Raw genomic sequence first — 12895 nt, forward strand, 5'->3', positions numbered from 1 at the left:
GTGTCCGATGGTCACGCAGGCCAGTCCGGTGTACGTCGGCCGACGCCAGCGCAAGATGCACGACAAGCAGTCACGCATCTTCGACGCCGCCGCCGCCCTGTTCGCCGAGCACGGGTTCGATAGAGTTACCACTCAGCAAATCTCTGATCGGGCGGATATCGCCGCCGGGACACTGTTCCGCTACGCCGCCACCAAGGGTGAGTTGTTGCTGATGGTCTACAACGAGGAATTACGGACCGCGCTGGCGGACGGCGCCGCGGCGGCCCGCACGCAGACCGATGCGGTCGAGGCGGTGACGGCCCTGCTGCGCCCGCTCCTGCGCGCGGCCGAGCAGCGGCCCGAGAACACCATCGTCTACCAGCGTGAGCTGCTGTTCGGCTCACCCACCGATACCTACCGCTCCGAGGGCCTGGCCCTGGTGGCCGGGCTGGAGTCCATGATCACCGAGCGGCTCATCGCCGACGCGCGCCGCGACGCGATCGGCTCACCGCCCAGCGACGAAACCGCCTCGGCGCGTTGGGAAGAGCAGGCCAGGCTGGCGGGGCGCAGCATCTTCGCGGTCCTGCACCTGGCACTGGTGCAACCGTCCACCGGGGCCCATCCCGGCCACGACGCCATGGCGGATCTGCGGGCGCAGATCGCACAGATAATCGCCGGATTCTTCACATCCTTAGGGAGGCAATGACAATGAGCATCGAGATCCGCAAGGTCACCGTGCTCGGCACCGGGGTACTCGGTTCCCAGATCGCGTTCCAGACCGCGTTCCGCGGTTTCGACGTCACCGCGTACGACATCACCGATGAAGTGCTGACCGCCGCTCGCGGCCGCTTCGACAAACTGGCCGCCACCTACCGCGAGCAGGTGCCGGGCGCGGGCGACGGCAAGGCCGAGACGGCCGCGGCGGGCATCGCACTGACCTCCGATCTGGCCGCGGCGGTCGCCGACGCCGACCTGGTGATCGAGGCGGTGCCCGAGGTGCTCGCCATCAAGCAGGACACCTACGAGAAGCTGGGCAAGCTCGCGCCCGAGCGCACCATCTTCGCGACCAACTCCTCCACGCTGCTGCCCAGCGCCATGAAGGACTTCACCGGCCGCCCGGACCGGTTCCTGGCGCTGCACTTCGCGAATCAGGTGTGGCACTTCAACACCGCCGAGATCATGGGCACCCCCGACACCGATCCGGCCGTCTTCCAGGCCGTCGTGGCCTTCGCCACCGCCATCGGCATGGTGCCCATCGAGCTGCACAAGGAGAAGGCGGGCTACGTCCTGAACTCACTGCTGGTGCCGCTGCTGAACGCGGCCATGAACCTGGCCGAGGGCGGCTACGCCGAGCCCGAGGCGGTGGACAACACCTGGCGCATCGGCACCGGCGCGCCGGCGGGACCCTTCCAGATCCTCGACATCATCGGCCTGACCACGCCCTACAACATCATGGCCCACGGCGACGAGGACGCCCAGCGAATCGCCAAGTGGCTCAAGGAGAACTACATCGACCAGGGCAAGCTCGGCATCGCCACCGGGGAAGGGTTCTACAAGTACACGGCGTGATTCGAGCAGGGGGTTTCAGGGGCGTCGGCCCCTGAGAGCCCCCGCGAGTTGGGGTTTCCTTCCAGACCAATCTCTTGGACAGGAGTTCTTATGTTCTACAGCAGTGGCAATTACGAAGCCTTCGCGCGGCCGCGCAAGCCCGCAGGCGTCGAGGACAAGACGGCCTGGTTCGTGGGGTCGGGCCTGGCCTCGCTCTCCGGGGCGGCCTTCCTCATCCGTGATGGCCAGATGCCCGGTAGCAAGATCACCATTCTGGAAGAGCTGAAGTTGCCGGGCGGCGCACTCGACGGCATCCGGGAACCCAAGAAGGGCTTCGTCATTCGCGGTGGCCGCGAGATGGAGAACCACTTCGAGTGTCTGTGGGACCTCTTCCGGACCATCCCGTCCATGGAGGTCGAGGACGCGAGCGTGCTCGACGAGTTCTACTGGCTCAACAAGGACGACCCGAACTTCTCCCTCGAGCGCGCCACCGTCAACCGCGGTCAGAGCGCCCAGACCGAGAACCTCTTCACGCTGAACGACAAGGCGCAGCAGGACATCACCAAGATCTTCCTCGCCACCCGTGAGGAGATGGAGGGCAAGCGCATCGACGAGGTGTTCTCGAAGGACTTCTTCGAGAGCAACTTCTGGATGTACTGGCGCACCATGTTCGCCTTCGAGGAGTGGCACAGCGCGCTCGAGATGAAGCTGTACCTACACCGGTTCATCCACCACATCGGCGGCCTGCCGGACTTCTCGGCCCTGAAATTCACCAAGTACAACCAGTACGAGTCGCTGGTGCTGCCGCTGTACCGCTGGCTATTGGACCAGGGCGTCACCTTCAAGTTCGACACCACGGTCACCGATGTCGACTTCGACCTCACCGCGGATCGTAAGCAGGCCACCCGGATCCACTGGATCTCGGACGGCGTCGAGGGCAGCGTCGACCTGGGACCGGACGATCTGCTGCTGATGACCATCGGCTCGCTCACCGAGAACTCCGACGAGGGCGACCACCATACGCCCGCCAAGGTCGACGACGGCCCGGCCCCGGCGTGGGATCTGTGGCGCCGAATCGCCGTCAAGGACAAGGCCTTCGGCCATCCGGACGTGTTCGGTTCGCACATTCCTGAGACCAAGTGGGAGTCGGCCACCGTCACCACGCTGGATCAGCGCATCCCCGAATACATTCAGAAGATCTGCAAGCGGGATCCCTTCAGTGGCAAGGTCGTCACCGGCGGCATCGTCACCGTGAAGGACTCCAGCTGGCTGATGAGCTGGACGGTCAACCGGCAGCCGCACTTCAAGCAGCAGCCCGCCGACCAGATCGTGGTCTGGGTGTACTCGCTGTTCGTCGACAAGCCCGGCGACTACGTGAAGAAGACGATGCAGGAGTGCACCGGCGAGGAGATCACCCAGGAGTGGCTGTACCACCTGGGCGTTCCCGAAGCGGACATCCCCGAGCTGGCCGCGAGCGGCGCCAAGTGCGTGCCGGTCATGATGCCCTACGTGACCGCCTTCTTCATGCCCCGCAAGGCGGGTGACCGCCCGGACGTGGTCCCGGAGGGTTCGGTCAACTTCGCCTTCATCGGTCAGTTCGCCGAGACCAGCCGCGACTGCATCTTCACCACCGAGTACTCGGTGCGCACCGGTATGGAGGCGGCGTATCGGCTGCTCGATATCGAACGCGGCGTCCCGGAGGTCTTCAACTCCACCTACGACGTCCGCACCCTGCTGGCCGCCATGAGCCGCCTCCGCGACGGCGATCCCATCGACCTCCCGGGCCCTGACCTGCTCTGGCGCGCGCTGGCGAAGCGCCTCGGCAACAACGAGATCGGCGAACTGCTCACCCAGTACGGTCTCATCGAGAAGTAGGCGGTACGGATTCGGTCCGACGTGCCACCACGGCCCGGTTCCCTGGGGACCGGGCCGTTGTCGTCAGTCCGGGCAGTCGTGCCATTCGCGCGCGGCCGCGAGCAGGCGAGCGCGCACCCGGTCCACGTGCGGGCGGACGGGACCGCCCACCCGGCGGGCCAGGAAGACGGTATTGATCGGCGCATCCTGCGGGTCCCAGAGCTTTTCGATGGCGCCCGAGGCCAATTCGCGGGTGCACAGGTAGCTCGGGAGCACCGAGACGCCCGCGCCCGCCACCACGACGGCGAGCACGGCGCGCAGGTCCGGGATCACCAGGCCGGGGTCGGCTTCCAGCCGGGTGTCGAAGACGTGCCGCCAGTAGCGGCGGACGATCGGCAGATCCGGGGCGTAGGTCACCAGGGTCACTCCGCCGAAGTCATTGGCGCGCAGGCGTTCCAGATCCGCGCGGGCGGCCACCTCGGGCGCGGCCACCAGCACGAACTCCTCATCGGCGAGCGTCTCCGCGAGCACGGTCCGGCCGCGCGGGCGAATGGTCGAGACGACCAGGTCGAGTTTCCCGAGTCGCAGATCCGCGAGCAGGTCGTCGGCCAGGCCGGTGCTCACCGCGAGCCGGACACCGTCCGCGACCAGCGGTGCGAGGGCGGGTAGGACGAGGGTGGCCAGCAATTCGGCCGGGCCGCCGAGCAGGACCGGCGGTTCCACGGCTGCGACGCCTTCATCGGAGCCGTCGCCGATCACCGATTCCAGGGCGTCCAGCGGCGCGGCCACCCGCGCGGCCAGATCGTGCGCGGCCGCGGTCGGGGCGACACCGCGCGGCAGCCGCTCGAACAGCGGCCGTCCCACCTGGCGTTCCAGCGCCTGCAGCTGGGTGGTCACCGTCGGCTGTGAGAGGCCGACCTGACCCGCGGCGGCGGTGATCGACCCGGCCCGGTAGACGGCCAGGAAGGTCCGCAGCTGCGTCAGGTCCATGGAGCCATCGGCCTTCCTATGTCGCACCCGGCGAGTCTATTGGCCCGGTGATGCGCGGCCGCTGCGGGCGCGTGTTCAACAGCTGTTTGATAGTCAATTTATTGAATATGTACGACCTGGACATCCTCAGGCACTACAGACTAGGTTCAGAGGTAGTAGACAATGATTTGACTATAGGAAACGAGGGAATCATGCACCCCTTCCGCAAGGCCGTCGAGGCCCGTGACGAGGCGGCCATGGAGGCCCTGCTCGCCGACAATGTGGTGTTCACCAGCCCGGTCGCCTTCAAGCCCTACCCGGGCAAGGCCATCACCGCGGCCATCCTGCGCGGTGTCATGCGGGTGTTCGAGGACTTCCGCTACATCAAGGGGATCGGCGCGGCGGACAGCAGCGATCACGCGCTGGTCTTCGAGACCACGGTCGCGGGCAAGCGCATCACCGGATGCGACTTCCTGCACTTCGACGCCGACGGCCGGATCGACGAGTTCATGGTGATGGTGCGTCCGCTCTCCGGCGCGCAGGCGCTCGCCGAGGCGATGGCCGCGCAGTTCGAGCGGATCCAGGCCGAAGCCATCGCGCAAATCGAACGGGAGGCAGCAGCGGCCGAACGCCAAGCGGCGGGCTCGTGAACGAGTTCGGCCCGACCCCCGTGCCGGCCGATTTCCTGGGATGATCCACGAAAAGTCACCGAAAGGCCGATCCGCCATGACCGATGGCAGGTACACGCGATACGTCGCCCTGGGCGACAGTCAGACCGAGGGCGTGGGCGACGGCGACGACCTGACCGGCCTGCGCGGGTGGGCGGACCGGCTGGCCGAGCGTCTCGCCCTCACCAATCCCGAACTGCGCTATGCCAATCTGGCGGTACGCGGCAAGCTGGCCCACCAGATCCGCGACGACCAGCTGGACGCGGCGCTGGCGCTGCGCCCGGATCTGGCCACTGTGCTGGCCGGCATGAACGATCTGCTGCGCCCGAACTTCGACCCGGACGAGATCGCCGGGCACGTCGAGGCCATGTTCGCCGCGCTCACCGCCACCGGCGCGGTGGTGGCGACGCTGACCTTTCCCGATGTGGCCGAGACGATTCCGCTGGCCCGGCCGATTCGCGGCCGGATCGCGGCGATCAACGACCGGCTGCGGTCGGCGGCCCAGCGGCACGGGGTACTGGTGGCCGAGACCGGCCACCATGCCGTGGTGACCGATCCCCGCCTGTGGGACGCGGACCGGCTGCACGCCAGCCCGCTCGGGCACCAGCGCATCGCCGACGCCGTGGCCGAGGCCCTGCGGCTGCCCGGCGCGAACGACGCCTGGACCCGTCCGCTGCTCCCGGATCTGCCCGAGCACGGGGCGCTGCGCTCGATCGCGGCCGAATTCCAGTGGGCGGCAACCGCGCTGGGGCCGTGGGTGATGCGCCGCCTGCGCGGCATCTCCTCCGGTGACCGGCGGGTGCCCAAGCGCCCGGTGCCGCTCCCGGTGCGCCTCTAGACGTTGACCCCGTAATCCCGTGCGATACCGGCCAATCCGGAGGCGTAGCCCTGTCCGATGGCCCGGAACTTCCACTCGGCGCCGTGCCGGTACAGCTCGCCGAACACCATGGCGGTCTCCGTCGAGGCGTCCTCGGTGAGGTCGAAGCGGGTCAGCTCCGACCCGGTGACGGCGTCCACGACCCGGATATAGGCATTGCGCACCTGCCCGAAGGCCTGGCGCCGGGTCTCGGCCTCGTAGATCGATACGGGGAAGAAGATATTGGTGATGCTCGGCGGCATGGCCGCCAGATCCACCGTGATCACCTCGTCGTCGCCCTCGCCCTCACCGGTGAGGTTGTCGCCGGTGTGCTCGATGGTGCCCTCCGGGGACCTCAGGTTGTTGTAGAACACGAAATGCTTGTCGGAGACGACACGCTGATTCGGCCCGCAGGCGAGCGCACTGGCATCGAGATCGAAATCGGCTCCGGTGGTGCTGCGTACGTCCCACCCCAGGGCGACGGCCACCTTCGTCAGATTCGGCGCCTGCTTCGACAGCGAGACATTGCCGCCTTTGGCCAAACTGACACTCATCGCATTACCTTCCCTCCGCGAGCGGTACCTCCACGCCCAATCGTCCTCGCGCAGCGAGACTGCGGCCACCTCGCTGTGCGAAACCGCGGCCACCTCGCTGTGCGAGACCGAGGTCGCCGAATCCGAGTCCAGCTGTTCGGCGATCACGGCGATCCGGCGTTGCAGGGCGAGTAGTTCGATCAGGTCCCGATTCCCCGGCGCCGCTGTGCCTTCCGAGGAGACCCCCACGCGCACCGCCTCGGCGTGCGCGTCCATCACCGCCGCCCGCAACCGTGCGGCCAGTACCGCCCGCCGCACCGCCGACTCGGGGCCCACCGCCCCGAGCTCTGCCCACGGTTCCCCCTTACCGAGCGTCACGCCTCGAATGTACCTGCACGGCAGTTCAACCGAGTGTGCTCCAGAACTCGCAGCGGTGGTCGGCGTAGAAGGCATCGGAGAACTGGTTGCCGCCGGGGCGGAAGGAGAGGAATGACGGCGCGGCCGTGGTGTATTGCGGGATGGCGGGCAATCCTTGCGGATCCGCGGTGCCCGCGGTGATGAAGCGGGTCCAGTAGCGGCGCATTTCGTCCTGCAGGCGCTGCTGGCCGGGGGTCATGGCGACGTGCAGGAACGGGCCGGCCTGCACGAGGTCGAAGAGGGAGGGGAGTTCCGCGGCGTGGTAGGCGCCCATCGGGAAGGTGCTGGGCGGGGCCAGGGCGGTCCGGTCGTCGAATTCGTAGACGTAGGTGGGGTTCTGGCGGCCGAAGTCGCCGACCTGGTCGGCCATCCTGCAGACGAACTTGTCGGTCCAGGCCCGGGTGAGCGCCAGCGCGGGCTGCGCGTAGTCGCCGAGGGGGTACTCCGCCATGATCCGATCGACCTGCGCCCGGTCCATGCCGCCCAACCGGGTGGTGAGCAGGACGGGATAGTCCGCGGCGGTCATCCTGGCGCCGAGCGGGATGCCGTAATCCATCCACACCCACAGCGCCATCTCGTCATGGTTGGAGCCGATGAAGGTCGGAATATGGGTCATCCCACCGGCTTTCAACACGGCAATGGGATCGCGCGGGAGAAAGTCGTTGCCGTACACCACATTCGCCGACTCGGGCGCGCGATCGACGAGCACGTCCGCCGGAAGACTGCGCAGACAGGCCGCGTCCGCTCCCGGGCATCCGGCTCCGGCCGCCCAGGCATCACCCTCGGCCTCGGCGGCGGTGAGGGCTTGCCCGGCGCACAGGCCGCTCTGCATCATGGCCGCCTGGAACAGCCCGGCCGAGGAGGGCGTGGCCAGCTGCGCGCAGATCGAAACCCCGCCCGCCGATTCACCATCCACCGTCACCCGGTTCGGGTCGCCGCCGAACGCCGCGATATTGCGCTGCACCCAGCGCAGCGCGGCCTGCTGATCCATCAGCCCGTAGTCCCCCGAGCCGTCGCCCTCGTCCAATGCGGAGGCGGCCAGGAAGCCGAGCGTCCCGAGCCGGTAGTTGATGGTGACCACGATGCTGTCGCCGTCGGGCTGCGACACCAGAGGCGCTGCGCCGTACATGCTTCCGGTGCCCGTCTGCAGGCCGCCGCCGTGAATCCACACCATGACCGGCAGGCCGCGGCCGTCGGCGGGCAGGGTGGGCGGCGTCCAGACGTTCAGGTAGAGGCAGTCCTCATCGGTCGAGCGCAGCCCGCCCACGCCCGTGGCCTGCGCGCATTTCGGCCCGGCGTCGCGGGCCTCGCGGACGCCCGGCCACGGCGGCACCGGTGCGGGCGGCCGCCAGCGCAGCGCGCCCACCGGCGGTGCGGCGTAAGGGATTCCATTGAAGAGCCGGTAGTCCGGGGCGAGCACGCCGTGCAGGCTGCCGCTGTCGATGGCGACGGTGTCGGGGGCAGCCGGCAGGGCCCGCGCCACCGGTCCGTTCACCGCGAAGACCGTCACCAGCAGGGCGACCACCGAGAGCACCGCCCCGGCTCCCCGTCCCATCCACTTCCGGTCGCGCACGATCACCCGAGCCTCCTGGGCCAGCAGCGTTATCGCGTAATCGTTCGATACTAATGGGCTGTCCGGTACGGAGGCCCGGAGTCTCGAGATGCGCACAAAACCCCTGCATACGAGTGGGTCACCGCGTGGCGGCCGTCTCACGGCGAGACGGCCGTTGACAGTCGGTTCAGGGCCGGAAACCGTGGGCGCATGACCCGGACCTCACCCGACGCCCTCGACCTGTTCGACCCCGCGCACCTCGACGATCCCTATCCGCTGTACCGGCGACTGCGCGAGGAATCGCCGGTGTACCGCATCCCGGGCACCGACTTCTACCTGGTGACCTCATGGGATCTGGTGACCGAGGCGGTGAATCGGCCCGCCGAGTTCTCCTCGCACCTCACCGGCGCGCTGCTGCGGCAGGAGGGTCGGCCGCCCGCCACCTTCGACATGGACGGCGGCGGCCAGGCCATCCACGTGCTGGCCACCGAGGACGATCCCGGCCACCAGGCACAGCGGAAACTGGTCCAGCCCTTGCTGGCCAAGCGGATTCGCGGGCTCGGACCCACCGCCGCCGAGCTGGTGGACCGGTTGTGGGCCGAGCAGCGGCACGGCGATCGCATCGACTGGGCGACCGGCGTGGCCGACCGGCTGCCGCTGGCGCTGGTCGCCGACATCATCGGGCTGCCGGATGCGGATGTGCCGCAACTGCTCACGTGGGCCTACGACAGCACCGAGATGCTGGGCGGGGTCGTCGAGGCCGAACGCTTCGGACAGCTGGTCACCGCCGCCACCGAGCTGGCCGCCCACCTGTACACCAGGTTCGCCGCCGCCCGACAGGATCCGGGCGACGACCTGCTCGGCGTGCTGGCCCGCGCCTGTGCGGCCGGCGACATCACCGACGCGGTGGCGGTGCTCATCCTGGTCCAACTCGTCGGCGCGGGCGGCGAATCCACGGCCGGCCTGATCGCCAACGCCGCGCGCCTGCTCGCCACCCGCCCCGAACTCCAGGACGAGCTGCGCCGCGAACCCGCGCTGCTTCCCGCGTTCCTCGACGAGGCGCTGCGGCTGGAATCGCCCTTCCGTGGCCATCATCGGCACGTCACCATCGATACCGCGCTGGGCGGCACCGAGATTCCCGCGGGCAGCCACGTGCTGCTGCTGTGGGGTGCGGCCAATCGGGATCCGGCCCGCTTCGAGCATCCCGACGCCATCGACCTGGACCGCCGCAGCGGGGCCAACAATCTCGCCTTCGGGCGCGGCATCCACTTCTGTATCGGCTCGGCGCTGGCCAAACTGGAGGCCACAGCGGCCATGACCGCGCTGCTGGACCGCACCACCGGATTCGCCCTCGTCGAAGACGCCCCGCCGCAGTGGTTTCCGAGCATCTTCGTACGCCGTCACCGCAGCCTGCCGCTGCGCATCCACTGATCCGCGCGGATTCTTCCGCGCGTCCGACGCGTGCCGGAGGCTCGGTCACGGCATGATCGTCGTCGATCGAGGGGGGATTCATCGTCGTGACCACAGGAAAGAGGTTCTGTTCGTGAAGACCGTGTACCTCCGCCGCATCACCCTGGCCACGCTCGCCTGCGCCGTCTCCGGTGCCCTCGCCGCCCCCGCGTCCGCCGACGCGGCTCCGCAGCGGATCACGCTCGACTACTCCAAGGGCCGCTGCGCCCAGACCACCCTGCTGGCCCACTCGTTCACGCCGACCACGCTGGAGATCACCACCTCCAACAACTTCACCGACGACGCCAAGATCGATATGAACGGGCAGCGCACCCCGCTGCCCGACACCTACGGCGCCCAGACCACCCAGATCGACCTGGGCACCCCGATGCCCGGGGTCATCCCCTTCGAGGTCTCCGGCTCGGAGTGGCCGGGCAGCGCCGGCACCGGCTGCAAGGGCTGGATCATCATCGCCTGACACGCCCGCGAGAACGACCGAGCCCCGGAAGTTCTTCCTCCGTGGCTCGGTCGTTTCGGCTCACTTGCCGTGGGCGCGCAACTGGTACAGACCCTCGGTCTCGGCCACCACCACGCCATTGGCGTCGGTCACCACGGCCTCGAGCGTGAAGTCGGCCTTGCCCTTGGCCTCGGCCTCCTCGGTGATGCGCGCGATCTCCTCCTCCGACAGCGTGGCCTCGGCGCGCACATCGGTGGCGGCAGGCTTGCGGAAGAAGATGTGCAGATCCTTCACCAGGGGGAAGTACTTGGCGGTGTCGAAGCTGGCGATGGCGAGCGCGCCGCCCAGGATCTCCGCGACGGTGAACAGCACGCCGGCGTACATGACGCCGAAGTGATTGCCATTGCCCTCGAGCGGCACCGTGGTGGCGGCGAAACCGGGGCGCACCTCGTCGGCCCGCACCCCCATCTTGTGCGCGATCGGAATCGTAAACTCCAGGCCACCGTTCACGACCTCGTTCAGCGGCGGGGCATCGTTCCCCATGCGGACCTCCTCGTCCCGGAAATAGGGCAACTTACTGACGTATTGCCAACAACGTGAATCATTATGGGTGAGAGGGTTGTGGCGCAACTCTTTCAGCCCCGGGGTGAAACCCGCCACATTCGGGCAAATCATCCCATGTCATCTCTAGTATGCAAGTTGTGTCCAAGACCTTCTCCGCCGCCGAGCGGGCCTACCGCGAAATCAAGGAACGCATCCTGAGCGGCGATCTGCCGGGCGGGGAGCTGGTCAGCGAGAACGAGATGGCCGGGGAGCTGGGCACCTCCCGCACCCCGGTCCGCGAGGCCTTCCTCCGGCTCGAGACCGAGGGCTGGATGCGGCTCTACCCCAAGCGCGGTGCGCTGGTGGTGCCGGTGCCCTCGCGCGAGGCCGAGCATGTGATCCATGCCCGCTACATCGTGGAAACCGGCGCGGTGGACGCGCTCACCCGTATCGCCCGCGCGGGGCTGATCCCCCGTCTGCGCGAATCCCTGGACCGCCAGGGCGAACTCGCCGACGCGGGCGACCTCGACGAATTCGCCATCGTGGACGCCGATTTCCATCGCGAGTACGTGGTGGCCGCGGACAATCCGCTGCTCATCGGCTTCTACGACTCGCTGCGCGAGCGCCAGCGCCGGATGAACAGCGTTGCGCTGCACCGGGGCGAGACCCATCCGCACCGGATCATCGAGCAGCACACCCGGCTCGCCGATCTGATCGAAGCCGCCGACGCCGCCGGTTTCGCCGAAGCACTCGCCGAGCACCTCACCGACGTGCACGGCGTGACCCTGAGAGGACTGTGATGGCGACGCTGACAGCCGTCGGCACCCGCACCACCGGTATCGGCACCCATCCCAGGGCGTGGCTCGGCGTGGCCGCGGCGGTCTTCGCGATCGCCTGGGGCGGCAATGAATTCACGCCGCTGCTGGTCATGTACAAGCGGGACGGGCTGCCCGCCACCACCGTGGATCTGCTGCTGTTCGAATACGTGCTGGGCATCGTCCCCGCGCTGCTCATCGGCGGCCCGCTCTCCGACCGCTACGGCCGCCGCCCGCTCATGCGGCCCGCGCCCTTCATCGCGGCCACCGGCTCGACCCTGCTGGCCTTCGGATCCGCTTCCGTCCCCATGCTTTCCGCCGGACGCGTGCTGTGCGGCATCGCGCTGGGCCTGGCCATGGCGGTGGGCAGCAGCTGGCTCAAGGAACTCTCGCAGCCGCCGTTCACGGCCGAGACCGCCTCGGGCACCGGGGCGCGGCGCTCGGCCATGAGCCTCACCGGCGGCTTCGGCGTGGGCGCGGGCGTGGCCGGAGTGCTGGCCCAGTGGGCGCCCTGGCCGGACACCCTCGCCTACCTGATCAATGTGACGCTGTGCGTGCTGGCGGCCGCGCTGCTGTTCCGCGCCCCGGAAACCACTGCCCCGCAAGCGAATCCGTGTCGGCTGCTCGACGACCTGAAGGTCCCCGCCGCCGCGCACCACCGCTTCCGCACCGTGGCGCTGCCGGTGTGCCTGTGGCTGTTCACCTCGTCCGCGGCGGCCTACGCCATCATGCCGACGCTCATGATGCCGAAGGTGCACGGCGCGCCCATCGCCTTCTCGGCCCTCATCACGGTCATCACGCTGGGCTGCGGGTTCGGCATCCAGTCCGTCGCCCGCCGCATCGACCGGCCGGGCTCGCTGCGCCTGCCGGTCCTGGCGCTGAGCCTGGTGATCACCGGAATGGTGCTGGCCGCAGCGGCTTCCGCCACCCTCACCATGTGGCTGACCGTGCTGACCGCCATCGCATTGGGCATGGGTTTCGGCAGCGGCCTGGTCGCGGGCCTGCTCGAGATCGAGCGCATGGCCCGGCCCGACGACCTCGCGGGACTGACCGCGGTGTTCTACGCGGTCAGCTACCTGGGCTTCGGCGTCCCGGCCGTCATGGCGGTCTGCCACAACAGCACCGGCATCGGCTACCCGGCCATGTTCGGTGTCCTCGCGGCCGGGTGCGCGATCTGCCTCGGCATCGTGAGCCGCGCCCGCGCAGGCTGACCCGGGAGGCACGAGACTCCGGAAAACAGTGGCGGCGCTTTGAA

Annotated in this window: 13 protein-coding genes; 9 read left to right on the forward strand and 4 right to left on the reverse strand. The window is 68.6% G+C overall.

The features are described from left to right. The first annotated feature begins 7 nt into the window (after window positions 1-7). The 3 genes from ACFXHE_RS30015 (at window position 8) to ACFXHE_RS30025 (ending at window position 3402) form a co-directional block, all read left to right on the forward strand. A complete protein-coding gene (locus tag ACFXHE_RS30015) occupies window positions 8-685 on the forward strand; it encodes a TetR/AcrR family transcriptional regulator (protein ID WP_379387780.1) in 678 nt (225 codons plus the stop codon). 2 nt (window positions 686-687) lie between these two features. Beyond that, the gene (locus ACFXHE_RS30020; protein ID WP_379387781.1) at window positions 688-1548 is read left to right on the forward strand and encodes a 3-hydroxyacyl-CoA dehydrogenase; all 861 of its coding nucleotides are present in this window, start codon (window positions 688-690) and stop codon (window positions 1546-1548) included. A 90-nt stretch (window positions 1549-1638) separates the two neighbouring features. Further along, window positions 1639-3402 (forward strand): oleate hydratase, encoded by a 1764-nt coding sequence (locus ACFXHE_RS30025; protein ID WP_379387782.1) that lies wholly within the window; start codon window positions 1639-1641, stop codon window positions 3400-3402. Between the two features lie 63 nt (window positions 3403-3465). On the opposite strand, the gene ACFXHE_RS30030 is transcribed toward ACFXHE_RS30025, so the two are convergent. Continuing rightward, on the reverse strand, window positions 3466-4398 hold the full coding sequence (locus tag ACFXHE_RS30030; RefSeq protein ID WP_379387783.1) for a LysR family transcriptional regulator: 933 nt from the start codon (window positions 4396-4398) through the stop codon (window positions 3466-3468). Window positions 4399-4562: 164 nt separating this feature from the next. Between ACFXHE_RS30030 and ACFXHE_RS30035 the strand changes: the two genes are divergently transcribed. Together ACFXHE_RS30035 and ACFXHE_RS30040 are read left to right on the forward strand one after the other, a co-directional pair. Then, a complete protein-coding gene (locus ACFXHE_RS30035; protein WP_379387784.1) occupies window positions 4563-5000 on the forward strand; it encodes a nuclear transport factor 2 family protein in 438 nt (145 codons plus the stop codon). A gap of 76 nt (window positions 5001-5076) precedes the next feature. Continuing rightward, window positions 5077-5856: an SGNH/GDSL hydrolase family protein gene (locus ACFXHE_RS30040; RefSeq protein WP_379387785.1), complete on the forward strand. Its 780-nt coding sequence runs from the start codon at window positions 5077-5079 to the stop codon at window positions 5854-5856. Here ACFXHE_RS30040 and ACFXHE_RS30045 read toward each other — a convergent pair. Both ACFXHE_RS30045 and ACFXHE_RS30050 read right to left on the reverse strand, forming a co-directional pair. Further along, window positions 5853-6428 carry a TerD family protein gene (locus ACFXHE_RS30045; protein WP_379387905.1) on the reverse strand — a complete coding sequence of 192 codons (576 nt, stop codon included), beginning with the start codon at window positions 6426-6428 and terminating at the stop codon, window positions 5853-5855. The genes ACFXHE_RS30040 and ACFXHE_RS30045 overlap by 4 nt on opposite strands. Before the next feature lie 382 nt (window positions 6429-6810). After that, window positions 6811-8403 carry a carboxylesterase/lipase family protein gene (locus tag ACFXHE_RS30050; protein ID WP_379387786.1) on the reverse strand — a complete coding sequence of 531 codons (1593 nt, stop codon included), beginning with the start codon at window positions 8401-8403 and terminating at the stop codon, window positions 6811-6813. A 183-nt stretch (window positions 8404-8586) separates the two neighbouring features. Between ACFXHE_RS30050 and ACFXHE_RS30055 the strand changes: the two genes are divergently transcribed. After that, complete coding sequence (locus ACFXHE_RS30055) at window positions 8587-9807, forward strand: cytochrome P450 (RefSeq protein ID WP_379387787.1); 1221 nt, start codon at window positions 8587-8589, stop codon at window positions 9805-9807. Between the two features lie 112 nt (window positions 9808-9919). Continuing rightward, window positions 9920-10303, forward strand: coding sequence for a hypothetical protein (locus tag ACFXHE_RS30060; RefSeq protein WP_379387788.1), 384 nt, complete (start codon window positions 9920-9922; stop codon window positions 10301-10303). A gap of 60 nt (window positions 10304-10363) precedes the next feature. On the opposite strand, the gene ACFXHE_RS30065 is transcribed toward ACFXHE_RS30060, so the two are convergent. Further along, complete coding sequence (locus ACFXHE_RS30065; RefSeq protein ID WP_379387789.1) at window positions 10364-10825, reverse strand: YiiD C-terminal domain-containing protein; 462 nt, start codon at window positions 10823-10825, stop codon at window positions 10364-10366. Window positions 10826-10974: 149 nt separating this feature from the next. Here ACFXHE_RS30065 and ACFXHE_RS30070 point away from each other — a divergent pair, with 149 nt between their 5' ends. Together ACFXHE_RS30070 and ACFXHE_RS30075 are read left to right on the forward strand one after the other, a co-directional pair. Beyond that, a complete protein-coding gene (locus ACFXHE_RS30070) occupies window positions 10975-11625 on the forward strand; it encodes a GntR family transcriptional regulator (protein ID WP_379387790.1) in 651 nt (216 codons plus the stop codon). Beyond that, window positions 11625-12851: an MFS transporter gene (locus ACFXHE_RS30075; RefSeq protein ID WP_379387791.1), complete on the forward strand. Its 1227-nt coding sequence runs from the start codon at window positions 11625-11627 to the stop codon at window positions 12849-12851. The genes ACFXHE_RS30070 and ACFXHE_RS30075 overlap by 1 nt, the downstream gene beginning before the upstream one ends. Window positions 12852-12895 lie beyond the last annotated feature (44 nt).

Source organism: Nocardia sp. NPDC059229 (assembly GCF_042754165.1).
In the GTDB taxonomy this organism is placed as follows: Bacteria; Actinomycetota; Actinomycetes; order Mycobacteriales; family Mycobacteriaceae; genus Nocardia.

Coding starts and splice junctions, on each gene's coding strand:
- ACFXHE_RS30055 (WP_379387787.1), top strand. CDS start 8,587: ATGACCCGGACCTCACCCGACGCCCTCGACCTGTTCGACCCCGCGCAC.
- ACFXHE_RS30070 (WP_379387790.1), top strand. CDS start 10,975: ATGCAAGTTGTGTCCAAGACCTTCTCCGCCGCCGAGCGGGCCTACCGC.
- ACFXHE_RS30025 (WP_379387782.1), top strand. CDS start 1,639: ATGTTCTACAGCAGTGGCAATTACGAAGCCTTCGCGCGGCCGCGCAAG.
- ACFXHE_RS30035 (WP_379387784.1), top strand. CDS start 4,563: ATGCACCCCTTCCGCAAGGCCGTCGAGGCCCGTGACGAGGCGGCCATG.
- ACFXHE_RS30075 (WP_379387791.1), top strand. CDS start 11,625: ATGGCGACGCTGACAGCCGTCGGCACCCGCACCACCGGTATCGGCACC.
- ACFXHE_RS30045 (WP_379387905.1), bottom strand. CDS start 6,428: ATGAGTGTCAGTTTGGCCAAAGGCGGCAATGTCTCGCTGTCGAAGCAG.
- ACFXHE_RS30065 (WP_379387789.1), bottom strand. CDS start 10,825: ATGGGGAACGATGCCCCGCCGCTGAACGAGGTCGTGAACGGTGGCCTG.
- ACFXHE_RS30020 (WP_379387781.1), top strand. CDS start 688: ATGAGCATCGAGATCCGCAAGGTCACCGTGCTCGGCACCGGGGTACTC.
- ACFXHE_RS30040 (WP_379387785.1), top strand. CDS start 5,077: ATGACCGATGGCAGGTACACGCGATACGTCGCCCTGGGCGACAGTCAG.
- ACFXHE_RS30015 (WP_379387780.1), top strand. CDS start 8: ATGGTCACGCAGGCCAGTCCGGTGTACGTCGGCCGACGCCAGCGCAAG.